The organism is Cobetia sp. L2A1 (assembly GCF_009796845.1).
Lineage (GTDB): Bacteria > Pseudomonadota > Gammaproteobacteria > Pseudomonadales > Halomonadaceae > Cobetia.
Map to the genome: position 1 here is coordinate 2,858,475 of NZ_CP047025.1, position 18,576 is coordinate 2,877,050.

The following is an 18,576-nucleotide window of genomic DNA, read 5'->3' on the forward strand; positions in this document are numbered from 1 at the left end:
GCACCTATGCTGGATGTGCATGGGCCACATTATCAAAAATGACTTTTCGTACAAAACCTAGCCTCAAGCGAAGAGACCGTCGATTCTGACAATCATCAGGGGGTATACCCAAAATTGACAAAATCCTGCGCATACATGATCGCCAACTTCTCTCGCGTGGAAGTCGCCATATCCACGTTACCGGCAGAAGCGGGGGTATTACCCTTATTATGATGTGCAACCTGCGATTCAATTCCCAGTGTCTCTGCTATGAACTTGAAATCCTCTTCGAGAGTTTCAAAATATCCTAGAAAGTCCACCATCAGCACTTCATTGGCATCCATGATAAAGGATGATTGAGGTAAAAAAAGAAGATGGCTCCGGAAGGCTCCCTTCCAAAGGGCGCGCTCGACAAAATCATCAAAACTTGAGTATTGAGCTATCTCTTGAGCCACAGATAAATCCTGCGCTCCTTGGTTACCACCGCTCAATATATAACGATACGCGGAAAGAGCACGATCATAAGGGTTTCTTACAAAAGAGAATTTGAAATAGGCATTGAATTTCCGACTGCTACATTTCTTGTAGGTCTGCCAAGAAATATGGTCTCTACCCTTCTCTTGCGTTTTCCCCAATGCCGCCAGCACCGAGGTGCCTGCAGCCTTGGGAATATGTACAAAGATGCATTTATGCTTAACAAAATGCTTTCGATACGGAAAATCTTTTCTTCGCCACATGTTAGCACTCTAGGCCTAGAGGCAGCCGCCCTCCAATGCACTCAAGCGGCTGCGATGACAAGTTATGTAACCTATATAATGTGTCAGTAGTCTAGAGGAAGAAAATGAAAGCAAAGATCATCATGTCACAGAGAAGATGCAAAAATGATGGAAGCAAACTTATGAGAAAAATCTGAAAATCCAACATCAATAATCGCTTACTGATTGATATTGCATCAGGTAATGGACCTCACGCTATCGGCTTGAGGCTTTCAACCACCGACCACATGCTCGATGAATTCCCCTATCCCCTCACAGTAATTCTGCTGGCAGAAGTCCTTGGCGATGATATCCCGTGCTGCCGCGCCCATGGCACGACGTTGTTGAGGGGATGCTGCCCACCACTCAAGCACACCGGCGATATCTGTCGGCTCAAGCACCTTGGCAACCACGATGTCATCCTGCGCTGGGCTATAGACGCGATCAGGTCCTTGAGTAAAATCCTTGCCGTAGATAGCCAGTACCTCTCGACTTCTGCGTGGAGCAAGCACTTCACCATTGACGCCAGGCGTGATCTGCTCGGGGAGTCCATCCACATTACCGACGATGGCGGGGACACCATGCGCCAGTGCCTCCTGCACCACATTGCCGAAGGGTTCACGCCAGGAAGGACACACGAAGGCATCCAGCGAGGAATAGAACTCGCTCATGTCGTCCAGCAAGCCACAGAAACGCACGCTGTCCTCCAACCCCCAATCGGCGACCAGGGATTTGAGTGCGCTTTCCAGCACGCCCTCTCCCGCGATCCACAGTTCGGCATGGGGAACGCGAGCCTTGAGCTCCCGCAAGGCTTCGATGGCGATCACTGGCGCCTTGAGACCGGTCAATCGGCCCGCAAAGCCGATCCTGAAGCGACCTTCAGGATGATCTGAAGATACCTCAGGTAGCACGATTGAATTACGTACAACCTTGCAGGGTAGCGACTCACTGATTCCTAGCGATAACTGAAGCATGCGACTGGCCGCATGTGAATTGCAGATGATGCCATCGACCCGGGAAAGGTACTCATGGACATCGGGGGAAGGTTCCACGAACCAGGCAGCACCATGTTCATAATGGATGAGGCTGATATGTTCAGGAAAATGTAGCGGATGGTGACGGAATTTGTTCCACACCACGATTGCCTGAATGCCCTCTTCTTCAAGCAATCGCGTCTGACAGGTATTGCGCAGCCACCGAATCTGGCGCGGTATCTTGACGCCCCGATAGCACTTTATGTCATGTACTCGATCAGAATGATCGGCATAGACCGGTTGCAACATGGAATGTATGACGGGTGTCTGCAGCAGGACATGATGATCTCGCTCCCTGACGGCCATCTTGAAGAAGTTGGTGAAGGTGCGCTCGGCACCTCCCAGATTCTTGAGGCTTATCAGATGGCCGGTGCGAGGCCCTTTCAATGTCAAATCCGTCACTGTGGTATTCCGTGTTCACTCTAAGGCATGGACCAATGGCAACTGCCACTCGATGGATATCTCGCCACGTGCTTGCAGCCAGGTATTGGCCTGTGAGAAGTGACGCGAGCCAAAGAAGCCGCGGTGAGCCGCTAACGGTGAGGGGTGCGGGGCATGCAAGACCAGATGCTTCTGGCTATCCACGGCGCTGGCCTTCTTCTGGGCGTAACTGCCCCAGAGAAGAAAGACGACCCCCTCACAGTATTGATTGATCACGTCAATGGCACGGTCGGTGAACATCTCCCAACCTTGCTTTTGGTGCGAAGCGGCCTTGGCCTGCTCTACCGTCAACACACTGTTGAGTAGAAGTACGCCCTGCTGTGCCCAACTTTCCAGGAAGCCGTGATCGACCGGTTCGACCCCGACATCGGTCGCCAGTTCCTTGTAGATGTTCTTGAGCGAGGGAGGGGGACGCACGCCGGGGCGCACGGAAAAGCACAGCCCATGTGCCTGGCCAGGTCCGTGGTAAGGGTCTTGGCCCAGAATCACCACCTTGACCTTGGAGAGCGGTGTCAGCCAGAAGGCACGAAACCAGTCATCAGAGTGCGGATAGATCACCTTGCCAGCATTTTTCTCGGCACGCAGGAACGTCTTCAATCGCTGCATGTAGTCGGCGTGGAACTCTTGCCCAAGATGCGCCTGCCAGTCGGCAGGCAGCACCTCGGAGCTACCGGAAGTGGCAGTCTCCAGCGGCATGTCAGCTATCGCTCGCTTGCTTCTTGAGCTGCTCGGAGATCGGCTCGACGTAGGCGATCCCCATGTCCCACGGGAACTGGATCCAGCAGTTCTGCGGCACTTCCGTGATGAAGCCATCGACCAGCGGGCGACCTTCCGGCTTGGCATAGACAGTCACGAAGTGCGCCTTGGGCAGCATCTCACGCACGGCGCGAGCAGTGTTGCCGGTATCGACCAGATCATCCACCAGCAGCCAGCCGTCACCATCATGATCAACGCCCTTGACCACTTCCAGTCCACCCTGCTCCATGTGGTCGTGATAGCTCTTGATACAGACGGTATCGATATGACGAATACCCAACTCGCGGGCAATCAGACCCGCCGGGATCAAGCCGCCGCGGGTAATGGCGATGATGCCCTTGAAGTCACGTCCACTCAGATCATGGCAGAGTGCGCGCACGTCGCGGTGCAGCTGATCCCAGGAGACGATGAAGTGGTCGTGGTAGCGTTCGGAAGACATGTGAGTCACTCGCAATGACAGGACAGAATTGAAGCATGGTGGCTGTTTCACCACCGCACAAGGTAGAGATCGAGCCGCACTGGCAACTCAGGCCACGGCTCTCACCACTGAAAGGCGCTTACCAACGACGATGGCCCTGCCAAAGGGCAGGGCCATCGTCATGGCGCAGGCTTACTCGGATTCAGTAAAGCTGCAGGCCGCGAATACGCTGTGACCTTCTTCACGAATCCGGGCAGAACCACCCAGCTCGGGCAGATCAATGATCGCTGCCGTCTCGACCACGATACCGCCGCTGCGCTCAATCAGCTTGCACGCGGCCAGCATGGTGCCGCCAGTGGCGATCAGATCATCCATCACCAGGATGCGATCACCTTCACGGAAGGCATCGGAGTGCAGTTCGACGGTGGATTCACCGTACTCCAGCGTGTAGGTCTCGCTGATGGTCTTGAACGGCAGCTTACCCTTCTTGCGCACCGGCACGAAGCTGCAGCCCAGCTCATATGCCAACGGCGCTCCGATGATGAAACCACGCGCATCGATGGCGGCGATGGCGTCGATGTCCATCTCCTGATAGCGATGCACGAAGGAGTCGATCAACTTGCGAAATGCCGCCGAGTTCTGCAGTACCGGCGTGATGTCACGGAAGTTGACGCCCTTCTGGGGCCAGTCCGGCACAGTGCGGATGACAGACTTGATATAGTCGCTGTAGATGCTCATTAAAGGGCTCCGTCGAGGAACAGGTATTTGCAGGCGAACAGGATGGCGAGAATCACCAGCCCCGGGCTCAGATCACGATAGCGGCCAGAGAACAGCTTGATCACGACGTAGCTGATAAAGCCCAGCGCGATTCCGTTGGCAATCGAGTAGGTCAGCGGCATCACCAGGGTGGCAAGCACCACAGGTGCCGCTTCGGTAATATCATTCCAGTCGATGCGCGCCAGTCCACCCGTCATCAGGCAGGCAACATAGAGAAGCGCACCGGCGGTAGCAAAGGCCGGAATCGAGGTCGCCAGCGGCGACAGGAACAGGCTGACGAGGAACAGGCCAGCCACCACTACCGCGGTAAGGCCGGTACGCCCACCTGCCGCCACCCCAGTGGCAGATTCGATGTAGCTGGTCACGTTGGATGTGCCCATTACCGAGCCGACCATGGTGGCGCTGGAATCTGCCATCAAGGCGCGTCCAAGACGCGGAAGATGACCACGCTCATTGGTCAGTCCTGCCTGCTGGGAGACAGCGATCAACGTACCGGAAGTATCGAACAGGTCCACGAACAGGAAGGCGAAGATGATCGAGACCATGCCCAGATTGAAGGCACCCGCGATATCGAGCTGCGCCAGCGTCGGCAGCATGCTTGGCGGCATGGAGGCGAAGCCATGGAAGTCATTGTTGCCCGTCAGAGTGGCCAGTAGCGTGACACCCAGAATGCCGATCATCACCGCGCCGATCACCTTGCGATAAGACAATGCAACGATCAGGAAGAATGACAACAGCGCATACATGGCGGCCGGTGAGGACAGATCCCCCAGTGTGACCAGCGTCCCCGGTGCATCAACCACAATCCCACTGCCCTGCAGGGCAATGATCGCCATGAACAGGCCGATGCCGGCAGCGATGCCCGTCTTGAGCGAGGCGGGAATGGCATTGATGATCCACTCGCGAATCTTGAAGGCGGAGAGCAGGAAGAAGCTGACACCTGACAGGAAAACTGCGCCGAGAGCGATCTGCCAAGGCACGCCCATCTGGCCGGCCACGGTATAGGTGAAGAACGCCGTCAAGCCCATGCCTGGTGCCAGGGCAATCGGATAATTGGCGTAAAGTCCCATGATCAGACAGCCAATCGCGGCGGCCAGACAGGTCGCCACGAAAACCGCGCCATGATCCATGCCCGTCGAGGCCAGCATCGAGGGCGCCACGAAGATGATGTAGGCCATCGCGAGGAAGGAGGTAAATCCGGCGATGACTTCGGTGCGCACGTTGGTGCCGTGCTCTGAGAGCTTGAAAACACGTTCCAGCATTGTTGATAGCCTCTATCCTTGGCAGTGCCTGTCCGGCAAGGCGAAGTCGTTGATGATGTTCGCAGATGGTGGATCAACACGAACTCATTCACTCGGACAGGAATGCTTCACAGGATGATGATCACTGCCTCATCATCCGTGCAGCCTGCCTGAACCACGATGCCCCGCCAGCGGCAGGGCATCGAAAGGCGCAACATGGTACCCAAAGGGCTGCAGCGAATCGAGCCTTCCTGGCATATTTCCTGACCAGTCAGACGACTATTGGTATCAGGGCTCTGCATTGATCCACTGCAAACTTGCAAATCTCATGCCAGACGCGATGCCATCACTCGCTCAACCGTCTCGACAATCGCTTGAGTCTGCGGATCTACCTCGAGATTGATCTGATCGCCAACTGCGCGCATGCCCATCAGGGTACGCTCAAGCGTCTCGGGGATAAGATTGACGCAGAAGCGTGTGCCCCGCGCCTCTCCGATGGTCAGACTGACGCCATCAAGACCCACATAACCCTTGTCAAAAAGGAAACGCATCAGTTCAGCCGGCGCCTGGAACCAGATGCGGCGATTATCCGCAGTCGCCTCGATGGCATCGATCGTGACCATTGCCATCACGTGCCCCGACATGGAATGCCCCCCGATCTCATCACCAAAACGCGCTGCACGTTCGATATTGACGTAACTGCCACTCTCAATTTCGCCCAAGTTGGTCAGACGCAGGGTCTCGCGCATCAGATCAAAGCTGGCCAACTGCCCCTCGAGGTGGGTCACGGTCAGGCAGCACCCGTTATGCGCCACTGAGGCACCTAGCGCCAACCCGACTTCCAGTCCCGGCGGTAACCTGACCTGATGAGTCCGAAACTCGGAGCGCTCTTCAATGGCCACCACTTCGGCCATGCCCTGTACGATACCGGTGAACATCCGCGAGCCTTCCTCGACAACAGTGCCCCCGACAGTGCGGAAGCGGTGGATATGAACGACATGTCGCATCAAGATGACTCTCTACATGCCAGAGTGAAATCCTAGCACGGTGCGCCGAATCACGGCAGCCGTGATACTCAGGACATCGGCTGTTCGCTTCGCGATAGGCAGCGGAACCACACTAGCGTTGTCAACTGTCAACGTGCAGTGCTGCCCTTGCGATTCTTGTAAGGTATTTCTTGCAAGAAGTATCAGTGAATTGCCGTGCAAGCTGACGGGTGCGTCAAACTCCTGACGCCCGACCAAAGTCGTTGACAGCAGGGGGCTGACTGATAGAATGCGCCTCAAATCTGTTTGGCGCCGATTTGTACCCGGATTGCGGGCGCCCACCCCGAGAGCTTGTCTCACGAGGTGCAAGTTCTGCTAAAAGGGTGTGTCCAGCGTTGATGGCCACCCTTTTTGGGTGGTCTTTTTTACCCACTGGATCACTCCTCTGTTTTTCTGCGCAGAACGCTCTGCTCCCCGCAGACTTTCGCCCGCATTCCGGCTGGTGCCTCAACCATTCGGACCCCCATGATCACACTCAAGAACGTCTCCAAGACTTACGGCAGTGGTGACAAGGCCGTGGTCGCGCTCAAGGATGCCAGTCTGACGGTTCCCCAGGGCGCCATTACCGGTGTCATCGGTCTCTCCGGTGCCGGTAAGTCGACTCTCATTCGCTGCGTCAATCTTCTCGAACGTCCTACTGCAGGAAGTATCGTGGTCGATGGCAAGGAATTGACGGCCCTTGATGAAGCTTCACTGCGCAAGGCGCGGCATCAAATCGGCATGATCTTCCAGCACTTCAACCTACTGTCCTCACGCACTGTATTTTCCAATGTGGCACTGCCACTGGAATTGGCGGGCATCTCGAAGACCGAGATCCAGAAGCGTGTTGAGCCGTTGCTGGAACTGACCGGCCTGAGCGACAAGGCCAGCCAATACCCTGCCCAGCTTTCCGGTGGCCAGAAACAGCGTGTCGCCATCGCCCGTGCGCTGGCCAGCCAGCCCAAGGTACTGCTGTGTGATGAGGCAACCTCTGCCCTCGATCCGCAAACGACAGCCTCTATCCTTGAATTGCTCAAGGACATCAATACCAAGCTCGGTCTGACCATCCTGCTGATCACCCACGAGATGGAAGTGGTCAAGAGCATCTGCGATCAGGTCGCGCTGATCAGTGACGGCGAGTTGGTCGAGATTGCGGCAGTCGGTGATTTCTTCACCGCGCCAAAGACTCGTCTTGGTCGCGAGTTCCTCAACGACTTCCTCCAGCTGGAACCGCCGCGCGCACTTGTTGAGCGCCTGGAGGCGACACCTGGCCCACATACCCATCCAGTCGTACGCCTGGCTTTCAGTGGCGATGCCGTCTCAACGCCGCTGATCTCGCGCCTGGCACGCGAATGTCAGGTGGATGTCAGCATCCTGCAAGCCAAGGTGGAATCCATTCAGGAGCGCACGCTCGGCCTGATGATCGCCGAACTGATGGGCGACAGCCGCCAGACCCAGCAGGCGCTGGACTATCTCGAATCCCACGATCTGAAAGTGGAGGTGCTCGGTCATGTCACCCGCATTGCTTAATCTCGTTCTCGAGTCGACCCTCGAAACGCTCTATATGGTCGCGATTGCCGGCCTGATCTCGGCGGCACTCGGTATTCCGCTCGGCGTGGCGCTCTACACCTCACGCCAAGGCCAGATTCTGGAGCGTCCGATACTCCACAATATCTTGAGCATCATCACCAATGTCGGCCGTTCGGTGCCCTTCATCATTCTGATGGTGGCCATCATTCCGCTGACGCGCTTTATCGCTGGCAGCTCCATCGGCACCAACGCCGCCATCGTGCCACTGACCATTGCCTCGATCCCCTTTGTCGCCCGCTTGATCGAAGGCGCGCTGAATGAAGTGGGTCCGGGATTGGTCGAAGCCGCACAGGCCATGGGCGCGACACCACTGCAGATCATCACCAAGGTGCTACTGCCAGAAGCGCGCGGTGGCATCATCAATGGCCTCACCATTACTGTCGTGACCTTGATCAGCTACTCCGCGATGGCCGGCACTGTCGGCGGCGGCGGCCTGGGCGACCTTGGCATTCGCTACGGCTATAACCGATTCGACCCAATGGTGATGCTGGTGACCGTCATCATCCTTGTCGTCATGGTGCAGGGCTTCCAGAGCCTGGGCGACCATCTGGTGCGCAAGTCTGATCACAAGTAACAAGCACCAGGTGCTTAGTTCCAAGCTCAAATGAAGCAGACATTTTCGGTATCGTGGCGACTCACTTGAATGAGTCGTCACTCATAATACCCCACGGACCTCGTCGGTCACGCTGGGTCACAAGGAGAACATCGATGCGTAACATGCTGGCCACTCTCTCTACCCCGCTGCGCCTGGCTGGCGCTGCTACCCTGCTGGGCGCCACGCTACTGGCAGGCTGCAGCAACGACGCTTCTGACGAAAATACCCTGAAGATGGGTACCGTCGCAGGCCCCGAGACCGAAGTCATGAAGGTCGCTGCTGGCATCGCCAAGGAAAAATACGGCCTGAACGTCGAGATCACCGAGTTCACTGACTACGTGTCTCCGAACGCAGCTCTGGCCGATGGCTCACTGGATGCCAACGCCTACCAGCACCAGCCGTACATGGAATCCATGGTGCGTGAGCGTGGCTACAAGTTCGCCAGTGCCGGCAAGACCTTCGTATACCCGATCGGCGCCTACTCCGAGAAGTATCAGGACATCAGTGAACTGCCGGACGGCGCTTCCATCGCGCTGCCGAACGATCCGTCCAACGAAGGCCGCTCACTGATCCTGATGCACGATCTGGGCATGATCGAGCTGACCGACAAGGACAACCTCGAAGCGACCCCGATCGACGTCGCCAAGAATCCTCATGACTACCAGTTCAAGGAAATCGAGGCCGCCCAGCTGCCGCGCATCCTGCCTGACGTCGATCTGGCCTTCATCAACAATACCTTTGCTCAGCCTGCTGGTCTGAAGCCGGAGGATGCACTGATTCGTGAAGGTGCCGACTCTCCGTACGTGAACCTGATCGTGGTTCGTCAGGGTGATGAAGACAGCGAAAAGGTCAAGAACCTGGTCAAGGCTTATCAGACACCAGAAGTCGAAGCCAAGGCAGATGAGCTGTTCAAGGGCGCTGCGGTACCGGGCTGGAAGTAGCCTCCCCCAATGCCTGTGAAAGACCTGTGAACGCAAAGCGCCGACCTCTGGTCGGCGCTTTCGTATCTGATGCATGAATCGCTCTGTCGATGGACACAGACAAGCGATTCGCTTGAAAGCCATCCCCAATGGCTGCATCTTTCAACACCTCACTATCATGACGCACTTCAGGAGCCATCATGGCCGCTCGCCCCGACTATTCACTGCTGGCCCGCCAGCTGGACGCCATTCTCGACACTCGCGACTGGCTGACCAATGCTTCACAGACGGCTGCCTTCATCAACATGACGGTGGAGAATCTCAACTGGGCCGGCTTTTATGTCCAGCGTCAGCCGAAGGTACTGCATCTGGGCCCCTTTCAGGGTCAGCCGGCCTGCCACCCCATCCCCTTCACCAAGGGCGTATGTGGTGCGGCAGCAACTCAACGCACCACGCAACGCATTGCAGACGTGTATGAGTTCCCCGGGCATATCGCCTGCGATGCCGCCTCTCGTAGTGAGCTGGTCGTGCCGGTCATCGTCTCGCAAGATGAGCAAGAAGTACTATGGGGCGTGCTGGATCTGGATAGCCCCAGCCCAGGGCGCTTCGATGCTGAAGATCAGGCCGGCATTGAACGTCTGGTTGGAATCTTCATTGCTTCCAGTGATTTCGACAGCGTTCCCAGCTAACGTGCCAGCATAGGTCATCGACGCAGTACCTTGATGGCCGCCCCTTGATGACAGCGCCTTGATGAACCGATAGCCCACTGCTCAACTTGCGAGCAGTGGGCTATTTTCGTTACACGCAGCGAGGTGTAACGTGAAGACTCCCATGACGCGACTGGAGCAGAACATGTCATCTCACGTGCCACCTCATGCAGAAGCCTCTCTCCAAAATCACGATGATGCCCATGTCGGACTCGAACAGGTCATCACGCATCTTGAACACTTCAAGGCCCTGACCGGCCGCACCGGCAATGATCTCGGCGGCAAGCGCACGTTGATGAATGCCTTCTTTGCAGCCGATGCCAGCATTCTTGATACGGGGGTGTCCGTGCAGCTGACACTGCTGCCGGGTGGTGACGGAGAGCGTGTCTGTGAGGTGCTGCCTGCACCAGACAATGCACCTGCTCGCCCACGCCGCCTGCTGTATGTTCACGGGGGCAGCTGGTTCGCTGGCTCACCTGCCGGCCACCGCCCACTGGCCTGTCGCCTGGGCCGTGCGGCACGCGCCGAGACCTATACGCTGGATTACCGCCTTGCGCCGGAAGCCGCCTTTCCGGCGGGTCTGGAGGACGTGCTTGCCGCGTGGCGCTGGTTATGCGCCGAGTACCCGGAGGACCATCTGCTGCTGGCCGGTGACAGTGCAGGCGGCAACCTCAGCCTCGCTGCCCTCAACGTGCTCAAATTGACGGAAGAGCGACTGCCGAATGCGGTAATTGCCTTCTCACCCGCCACAGACCTCAGCTGGGGCAGCGCCTCGCTGTCGCGCAAGGCCGAGGTAGACCCGATTCTCGATCCCAACCTGTTGCCTTTCGTGAGCATGGTTTATGTGCAGGACGGCACCGACATGAGCGACCCACGTATCTCGCCACTGGAGGGCAGCCTGTCTGGTCTGCCACCCACATTGATTCAATGTGGGGAAGCAGAGGTTCTGCTCGATGACAGCCGTCGCTATGCCTCCCAGGCACAGGACTGTGGCTCGCCCGTCACGCTCAGCCTCTGGCCGGACATGCCGCATGTCTTCGTCGGCTTTGCACCGCTATTGGCCGCTGCCAATGCCGCGCTGGAAGAAGCTGGTCAGTTCGTGGAAACGACACTGGCAGAACACGTTACAGTCTGACCTTATCTCGACACAGCATCAGACAGGCCATCACTCTCGCCGCCCTCTGCGCAAGCCGAGCACTTTTTTATACGCATACGAAAACGCCCGACTCAATGAGTCGGGCGTTTTCTAAATTCTGGTAGGACCAGGCGGATTTGAACCGCCGACCTCCACGATGTCAACGTGGCGCTCTAACCAACTGAGCTATGGTCCTAAAATGTGGCGATCAGACAAACTGTCACTTGAAATACCGTAATCACGGCTTGGTAGGACCAGGCGGATTTGAACCGCCGACCTCCACGATGTCAACGTGGCGCTCTAACCAACTGAGCTATGGTCCTGAATCAAGTGGCGGTGAAGATGTCATCACTGCCGATGCTGGTAGGACCAGGCGGATTTGAACCGCCGACCTCCACGATGTCAACGTGGCGCTCTAACCAACTGAGCTATGGTCCTATGTCAGCATGCTGAACGTGCCAAGCAGTGCACTACAAACTGCTTTGCCTTGTCAGCGAGGACGTATTCTACTTATCTCCCGTTTTGATGCAAGCCCTTGATGATAAAAAAATTCTCGACTCATTACCCCCGATGACAGCCGTCCTGAGAGACCAACGGCCTCAACCTTCTCCTCCAGCTGCCATCAGCCGTCTGCGATGCTCTTGCTACTCACCCATCACCCATCACCCATCACCCATCACCCATCACCGGCCACTACTCGTCACTCACCAGAGCAGCGCGCGCAGACCTGCCGCCAGACTCGCACCGAGCAACGGTCCCGCGATCGGTATCCAGGCATATTGCCAACCGCAACTCCCCTTGTCAGGAATCGGCAGCAACCAGTAGGCGATTCTAGGTGCGAGGTCCCGTGCCGGATTCATCGCATTGCCCGTCGGGCCACCCAACGAGAGCCCGATCGACCAGACGATACCGCCGATGGCATAGGGTACCCAGCCATCACTGATCAGGGCATTGTTGACCAACGCTCCGATGACGAAGATCAACACCAGTGTCGCCACCGCCTCCGTGGCAATATTGGCCCACCACTTCGTCACGGCGGGATCGGTGCAGAAGACCGACCGCTTGCGTTGCCCGTCACGTGTGATCTTCCAATGAGGCAAATAGGTCAGCCAGACCAGTACCGCGCCCAGAAAGCAGCCAATCATCTGCGCTGCCATCATTTCCAGCACCTCACGGACGGTGTCATGAATCCCCAGCAGGTATTTGGCAACCGTCACCGCAGGGTTGAGGTCACCAAAGGGTGAGCCGGACGACGTCGAGACCAGCACGCCCACCATCACTGCAAATCCCCATCCCGCATTGATCATCAGCCAGCTGGAACCGGCCCCCTTGGTGCCCCTGAGCATGGCGTTGGCCACGACTCCCCCTCCCAGCAATATCATGCAGGTAGTGCCCAGCAATTCCCCTGTCATGACGTCAGTCCACATGCGTCCCGACCTCCGCCATTCATGTTGTGTCATCAATGACGTGCCCATTGGCCTATCGCCACAAACACATCGCCCCGTCGATTGACGGGGCGATGGAGGGCATACTTTGCCATAACTCGGGGAGACGCTCCAGAGGGGCTTCAGGCAGAAGTCATAGCAACAGGTGCCACATGGCAGCGGCGATCAAAGCACCCACCAGAGGGCCGACGATCGGCACCCAGGCATAGCCCCAACCTGAACCGCCCTTACCATGAATCGGCAGTACTGCGTGGGCAATTCGCGGCCCAAGATCACGCGCCGGATTGATGGCGTAACCCGTCGTGCCGCCCAATGAAAGTCCAATGGCCCACACCAACATGCCCACTAGATAAGGCAACAAGCCAGCACTGATCTTCCCGGACCCCACAATGGCACCAATACCGAAGATCAGCACCACAGTACCAATCACCTCGCTGAGCATGTTACCCACTCGGCATTCTATTGCCGGATCGGTACAGAACACGGCTCGCTTGAGACCAGCATCACCAGTACGCTTCCAGTGTGGCAGATACGCTAGCCACACCAGTACGGCACCGATGAAACACCCCAGCATCTGTGCAATGACTAGCCGCGCGACGTCGAGCAGGTGGGCGTGGACCCCCAGCAGATATTTGGCCAGGGTCACCGCCGGATTCAGGTCGGCCTGAGGAGAGCCCGTAGACACCGCTACAAATACCCCAATCATCACGGCAAAGCCCCAGCCGGTCGTGATCACGATCCAGCCTGAGCCATTGCCTTTGGTCTCCGCCAACACGACATTGGCGACGACACCACCACCAAACAGGATGAGGAATAGACAGCCGAGAAACTCGCCTGTCATGACATCAGTCCACATGTCAGTTACCTCCGTCGCTCTTCACCCTCTCGACGGCTTCCAACCAACCTGAATACAATCGCTCGCGCTGCGCCTCGTCCATCTGTGGCGAGAAGGTACGCTCGCAATGCCATAGCTCGCTGATCTGCTCCAGGCTCTCGTACCAGCCGATGTGCAGGCCAGCCAGATAAGCCACACCCAGCGCAGTGGTTTCAAGCACGCGCGGACGGTCTACCTTCACGTTTAGCATGTCGGACAGGAACTGCATCACCCAGTTGTTGCTGACCATGCCGCCATCCACACGCAGGTTAGCGCAGTTGATGGTGACATCACGCAACATGCACTCCTGCAGATCACGCGTCTGGTAGCAGACCGCCTGCAGGCCCGCTGCCACGATATCGGTGATGCCAGTACCGCGAGTCAGACCGAGAATCGCACCACGTGCCTGAGGGTCCCAGTGCGGTGCGCCCAGTCCCGTGAAGGCCGGCACCATATAAACACCATGCTCAACCTTGGCAGCCCGCGCCAGCGATTCAGTCTCGGAGGCGTCGGAGAATAGCTTCAAGCCATCACGCAGCCACTGAACCGTCGCACCGGCCACGAAGATACTGCCTTCCATGGCGAAAGTCGGCTTGCCATTCAGGCGATAGCCCACGGTGGTGAGCAGACGGTTCTTGGAGAGCTCCATCTTCTCGCCAGTATTCATGATCATGAAGCAGCCAGTGCCATAGGTGCTCTTGCTCATGCCCGGCGCGAAGCAAGCCTGCCCCACCAATGCGGCCTGCTGGTCACCTGCAACACCACGAATCGGCATTGCTGCACCAAACAGCTGCGGATCTGTCGTACCGAAATCATCACTGGAATCCAGTACGTTTGGCAGCATGTTCTCCGGAATCCCGAACAGCTCCAGCAGCTCTGTGTCCCAGCATTGATCAACGATATTGAACAAACAGGTGCGCGAGGCATTGGTGGCATCGGTGACGTGGCGCTTGCCGCCGGTCAACTGCCAGATCAGGTAGCTGTCAACAGTACCGAAGGCCAGATCGCCCTTCTCGGCACGCGCTCGCACGCCTTCGACGTTCTCGAGAATCCAGCGCAACTTGGTGGCAGAGAAGTAGGGATCAATCAGCAGGCCTGTCTTTTGCTGAATCATGTCGCCATGACCCGCATCACTCAGGCTGCGGCAATACTCGTGGGTGCGACGGTCCTGCCAGACGATGGCGTTGTAGACCGGTATGCCTGTATTGCGGTCCCAGACGATCGTGGTTTCACGCTGATTGGTGATACCGATCGCGGCAACCTGCTCGGCGCCGACATTGGTATTGATCAATGCCTGACGGACGGTGCGTTTCACCGATCCCCAGATATCGTCAACGTTGTGCTCGACCCAACCGCTGTCGGGGAAATGTTGCGGAAACTCTTCTTGGGCCAGTCCCGTCACCGTACCTTCACGATCGAACAAAATGGCACGAGAGCTGGTGGTGCCCTGGTCGATTGCGAGAATACGCGTGGGTCCATCAACGCGAGAGGCTTTCACTGGCGTAGGGGTAGACATTGTCACTGTCCTTGGCTTCGAGGCTGCTTCTGAGAGTACGCGTCAGCAGGGGGCTACGGTACTTCACTCTTTTGGGTAGCGTTCGGACATCAGTGACGGCGGCAAGAGAAAGCGGGTTGGCTTTGTCCTGTCACGCTTGGCAGGCGCGGCAAGGACACTTCCTCTCAAACCATCACAACCGAACATCATAATGTTCGTCTTCGAATATCTCCTGCAAACGTTAGCGTCAAATGCGCGTTATCACAAACGTATTACTGGCCAATGTCATTGTACATTGGTCTCATCACAGTGACGCCGACATGACCTGTTGCCGGTTCGCAACACCCTGATGCCGTTAGGCAAATTGCGCTGACGCCCCCCTGTTGGATTAGGATGTAGCCTTATCCAACGACACACCCTCCACCAGCAGCCGTGAAGAGCACTTCTTTACATGAAGTGCGTTCACGACCCGCAAGCCGGTGACAACAAGAGAGCAGGATGATGCAGCCCAAGCGCCATCGCGCCATTATCGAACTGATCACTCGTCAGGGTTATGCCTCCATCGAGCAGCTGGCCAGTCATTTCGACGTGACACCCCAGACCATACGTCGCGACCTCAACCAGCTCTCGAAAGCAGGTGCACTCAAGCGCGTGCATGGCGGCGCAGGGCTTGAATCAAGCACGGTGAATACGGCTTACAGCACCCGCAAGACGCTCAATCTCGATGCCAAGCGTCGCATTGCACGCACATTGGCACGTGAAATCCCCAACCACTCTTCGCTATTCATCAACATCGGCACCAGTAACGAGATGGTGGCAGAGGCGTTATGTGACCATCACGGCCTTGAGGTCATCACCAACAACCTGAATGTCGCAGCCATTCTTCAGCATAAGGAAGACTTCAATGTCATCGTGGCTGGCGGCATGGTGCGCTCCCGCGATGGCGGCATCATTGGCGAGGCCACTATCGACTTCATCAATCAATTCAAGGTCGATGTCGGCATCATCGGTATCAGCGGCATCGATGAAGACGGCTCGCTACTGGAATTCGACTATCAGGAAGTGCGCGTCGCCCAAGCGATCATCCGCAACTCGCGCCAGGTATTCCTGATCGCAGATCATTCGAAATTTCAGCGCAATGCAGTCGTCCGTCAGGGCAATCTGAGTCAGTTGGATGCGCTGTTCACGGATATCCAGCCACCGGAAAGCATTCTTACGCTGATGCGCAACAATGAAGTTGCCCTTCACCTGGCCAGTGACAGCGATGGATAGCTATCCTGATGCCGCCGGTATCACCACAGATCAGTAGCCTCACAACACGTGGCAGTGCGATACCCGCGTGCGGGCTTTATTGGCTCCTCAGTGGGCAGGCGCTCGGTAACCTTTACTCTTGGTTACCTTTGCTCTTGCCTACTGACACTTCTGACAGGCTTCTGGCTTCCCTCTTCTGAATCATGCCTCCATTGCCTTGTCACGTTCCTGCTACTCCCATCTCTGGGGCTTTCACCATCTTGTCTGTCACTACTCGCTACCCTTTCAGTCAGGAGACCTCTTTTACTTTCCAGCGGCCTCTACGCCGAGACGATTTCATGAAAATGTCATGCTGCGCCAAGAGACTCAAAGAAAGATCGGTGCAGACAACAAGTTGCCCCCCCAGCCATCAACAGTTGCGACTCCATCACTAATAATGTGCAGTTGCGAAAGATAATGACGCCAAAAAATCGCCTTGATGTTCGACTTTTACTAAGCTATGTTCACTTTCGAAACCTTATTCTTCTTGCACCGAGGCGGTGCAAACCTTCTTAGACCTCCCCGGTAGCGCCGGGCACGTGCAGGAGCAGCCCATGTCCCGCGACAACGACGCACTTCTTGATCTCTTCATCATCGGCGGCGGCATCAATGGCGCCGGTATCGCCAATGATGCCAGCGGCCGTGGTCTGAGCGTTGCCTTGTGCGAGCAGAACGACCTCGCCAGCGCGACCTCCTCCGCCAGCAGCAAGCTGATCCACGGCGGCCTGCGCTACCTGGAACATTACGAGTTCCGTCTGGTACGTGAGGCATTGCAAGAGCGTGAAGTACTGCTCAAGAAGGCACCGCACATCGTGTGGCCACTCCGCTTCATCCTCCCGCACCAGCCGCATCTGCGTCCGGCGTGGATGATTCGCGCGGGCCTGTTCATGTATGACCACATCGGTAAACGTGAAACGCTGCCGGCCTCCAAGGGGCTCAAGTTCGGTGAACAAAGCCCTCTGGTCAGCGACATTACCCAAGGCTTCGAATACTCCGATTGCTGGGTCGATGACGCTCGTCTGGTCGTCACGAATGCTTTGCAGGCCCGTGATCAAGGCGCTGAGATCATGACGCGTACACGTTGTGTCAGTGCCCGCGATGTCGAAGGCCGCTGGGAGTTGACGTTGGAAGATATCGACAGCGGTGAGACATTCGTACGCCATGCGCGCACCTTGGTAAATGCTGCCGGCCCGTGGGTGGAGTCTTTCATCAAGGGCGCCACCGAACGAACACCGCGTTATGGCATCCGCATGATCCAAGGCAGCCACCTGATCGTCCCGCGCATCAACACCGATGACCGTGCCTTCATCCTGCAGAACAAGGACAAGCGCATCGTCTTCGTGCTGCCGTATCAGGATGACTTCAGTCTGGTCGGGACCACTGACGTGCGCTACAAGGGTGATCCGTCCGAAGTGGCCTGCTCAAGCGATGAGACCGACTACATGCTTGATGTGGTCAATAGCCACTTCAAGCGCAAGCTGAGCCGCGAAGACGTCATCTCGACCTTCTCCGGCGTGCGTCCGCTATGTGATGATGAATCTGCTGATCCATCAGCGATGACGCGTGATTACACCCTGCATCTGGACGACAGCGGTGCGCCAATGCTGTCAATCTTTGGTGGCAAGATCACTACCTATCGCAAGCTGGCCGAGTCTGCACTTGAAGACCTCAAGCCGCTGCTGCCGAGCATGGGCGAACCCTGGACTCATGAGAAGCCGCTGCCGGGTGGCGATATCGAAAGCCGTAGCGCCTTTACCCGCCAGTTGGTTCGTGACTTCCCGTTCCTCGGGGAAGCACGCGCCAGACGCCTGGCCTCCAGCTATGGCAGCCTGTGCCTGCACTTCCTCACCGGCAAGAAGAGCGAAGCCGAATTGGGCGAAGAGCTTGGTGCCGGGCTTACGACAGCTGAAGTGGATTATCTAGTCGAGCGTGAGTGGGCTCGTGAGGTGCAGGATGTCATCTGGCGCCGGACCAAGCTGACCCTACGTCTGAATGACGAGCAGAAGGCACGTATCGGTCAGTATCTACAGCAGCGTCTGCTGGCGCGTGCTGCCTGAGACAGGTAGCTGTCGAGAGGTGCTGATGGGCTCGAATGGATC

At 57.0% G+C, this 18,576-nt stretch carries 17 protein-coding genes and 3 tRNA genes; 7 read left to right on the forward strand and 13 right to left on the reverse strand.

The features are described 5' to 3' along the window. Positions 1 to 95: 95 nt before the first annotated feature. From GQR90_RS12165 to GQR90_RS12195, 7 genes are all read right to left on the reverse strand, one after another. The gene (locus tag GQR90_RS12165; RefSeq protein ID WP_158774349.1) at positions 96 to 716 is read right to left on the reverse strand and encodes a sulfotransferase family 2 domain-containing protein; all 621 of its coding nucleotides are present in this window, start codon (positions 714 to 716) and stop codon (positions 96 to 98) included. A gap of 251 nt (positions 717 to 967) precedes the next feature. After that, a complete protein-coding gene (locus GQR90_RS12170) occupies positions 968 to 2,170 on the reverse strand; it encodes a glycosyltransferase family 4 protein (RefSeq protein WP_158774350.1) in 1,203 nt (400 codons plus the stop codon). Positions 2,171 to 2,185: 15 nt separating this feature from the next. Then, entirely contained in the window at positions 2,186 to 2,905 is a 720-nt protein-coding gene (ung, locus tag GQR90_RS12175) for a uracil-DNA glycosylase (protein WP_158774351.1), read from the reverse strand. 1 nt (position 2,906) lies between these two features. Beyond that, the gene (gene gpt, locus GQR90_RS12180; protein ID WP_158774352.1) at positions 2,907 to 3,404 is read right to left on the reverse strand and encodes a xanthine phosphoribosyltransferase; all 498 of its coding nucleotides are present in this window, start codon (positions 3,402 to 3,404) and stop codon (positions 2,907 to 2,909) included. Between the two features lie 171 nt (positions 3,405 to 3,575). Continuing rightward, positions 3,576 to 4,121: an adenine phosphoribosyltransferase gene (locus tag GQR90_RS12185; protein ID WP_158774353.1), complete on the reverse strand. Its 546-nt coding sequence runs from the start codon at positions 4,119 to 4,121 to the stop codon at positions 3,576 to 3,578. Beyond that, a complete protein-coding gene (locus tag GQR90_RS12190; protein WP_158774354.1) occupies positions 4,121 to 5,422 on the reverse strand; it encodes an NCS2 family permease in 1,302 nt (433 codons plus the stop codon). Before GQR90_RS12190 ends, GQR90_RS12185 begins: the two co-directional genes overlap by 1 nt. 305 nt (positions 5,423 to 5,727) lie before the next feature. Further along, positions 5,728 to 6,339, reverse strand: a complete 612-nt coding sequence (locus GQR90_RS12195; RefSeq protein WP_158775492.1) for a riboflavin synthase subunit alpha — start codon at positions 6,337 to 6,339, stop codon at positions 5,728 to 5,730. Positions 6,340 to 6,912: 573 nt separating this feature from the next. Between GQR90_RS12195 and GQR90_RS12200 the strand changes: the two genes are divergently transcribed. The 5 genes from GQR90_RS12200 to GQR90_RS12220 all read left to right on the forward strand — a co-directional run bounded on the left by GQR90_RS12200 (position 6,913) and on the right by GQR90_RS12220 (position 11,373). Continuing rightward, a complete protein-coding gene (locus GQR90_RS12200; protein WP_158774355.1) occupies positions 6,913 to 7,956 on the forward strand; it encodes a methionine ABC transporter ATP-binding protein in 1,044 nt (347 codons plus the stop codon). Next, complete coding sequence (locus tag GQR90_RS12205) at positions 7,937 to 8,590, forward strand: methionine ABC transporter permease (protein ID WP_158774356.1); 654 nt, start codon at positions 7,937 to 7,939, stop codon at positions 8,588 to 8,590. Before GQR90_RS12200 ends, GQR90_RS12205 begins: the two co-directional genes overlap by 20 nt. 143 nt (positions 8,591 to 8,733) lie before the next feature. Continuing rightward, positions 8,734 to 9,552, forward strand: a complete 819-nt coding sequence (locus tag GQR90_RS12210; protein ID WP_158775493.1) for a MetQ/NlpA family ABC transporter substrate-binding protein — start codon at positions 8,734 to 8,736, stop codon at positions 9,550 to 9,552. Between the two features lie 179 nt (positions 9,553 to 9,731). Next, the gene (locus GQR90_RS12215) at positions 9,732 to 10,220 is read left to right on the forward strand and encodes a GAF domain-containing protein (RefSeq protein ID WP_158774357.1); all 489 of its coding nucleotides are present in this window, start codon (positions 9,732 to 9,734) and stop codon (positions 10,218 to 10,220) included. A 163-nt stretch (positions 10,221 to 10,383) separates the two neighbouring features. Then, the gene (locus GQR90_RS12220; protein WP_158774358.1) at positions 10,384 to 11,373 is read left to right on the forward strand and encodes an alpha/beta hydrolase; all 990 of its coding nucleotides are present in this window, start codon (positions 10,384 to 10,386) and stop codon (positions 11,371 to 11,373) included. A gap of 119 nt (positions 11,374 to 11,492) precedes the next feature. Here GQR90_RS12220 and GQR90_RS12225 read toward each other — a convergent pair. From GQR90_RS12225 to glpK, 6 genes are all read right to left on the reverse strand, one after another. Beyond that, positions 11,493 to 11,569, reverse strand: a tRNA-Val gene (locus GQR90_RS12225). Between the two features lie 50 nt (positions 11,570 to 11,619). Continuing rightward, positions 11,620 to 11,696 (reverse strand) — tRNA-Val (locus tag GQR90_RS12230). Positions 11,697 to 11,734: 38 nt separating this feature from the next. After that, positions 11,735 to 11,811, reverse strand: a tRNA-Val gene (locus tag GQR90_RS12235). Between the two features lie 266 nt (positions 11,812 to 12,077). Next, the gene (locus tag GQR90_RS12240) at positions 12,078 to 12,800 is read right to left on the reverse strand and encodes an MIP/aquaporin family protein (RefSeq protein ID WP_158774359.1); all 723 of its coding nucleotides are present in this window, start codon (positions 12,798 to 12,800) and stop codon (positions 12,078 to 12,080) included. A 151-nt stretch (positions 12,801 to 12,951) separates the two neighbouring features. Beyond that, positions 12,952 to 13,674, reverse strand: coding sequence for an MIP/aquaporin family protein (locus GQR90_RS12245; RefSeq protein ID WP_158774360.1), 723 nt, complete (start codon positions 13,672 to 13,674; stop codon positions 12,952 to 12,954). Between the two features lies 1 nt (position 13,675). Continuing rightward, complete coding sequence (glpK, locus tag GQR90_RS12250) at positions 13,676 to 15,208, reverse strand: glycerol kinase GlpK (RefSeq protein ID WP_158774361.1); 1,533 nt, start codon at positions 15,206 to 15,208, stop codon at positions 13,676 to 13,678. Positions 15,209 to 15,685: 477 nt separating this feature from the next. Here glpK and GQR90_RS12255 point away from each other — a divergent pair, with 477 nt between their 5' ends. Together GQR90_RS12255 and glpD are read left to right on the forward strand one after the other, a co-directional pair. Next, the gene (locus GQR90_RS12255) at positions 15,686 to 16,459 is read left to right on the forward strand and encodes a DeoR/GlpR family transcriptional regulator (protein WP_158774362.1); all 774 of its coding nucleotides are present in this window, start codon (positions 15,686 to 15,688) and stop codon (positions 16,457 to 16,459) included. 572 nt (positions 16,460 to 17,031) lie between these two features. After that, complete coding sequence (gene glpD / locus GQR90_RS12260; protein ID WP_158774363.1) at positions 17,032 to 18,534, forward strand: glycerol-3-phosphate dehydrogenase; 1,503 nt, start codon at positions 17,032 to 17,034, stop codon at positions 18,532 to 18,534. Positions 18,535 to 18,576: the final 42 nt, after the last annotated feature.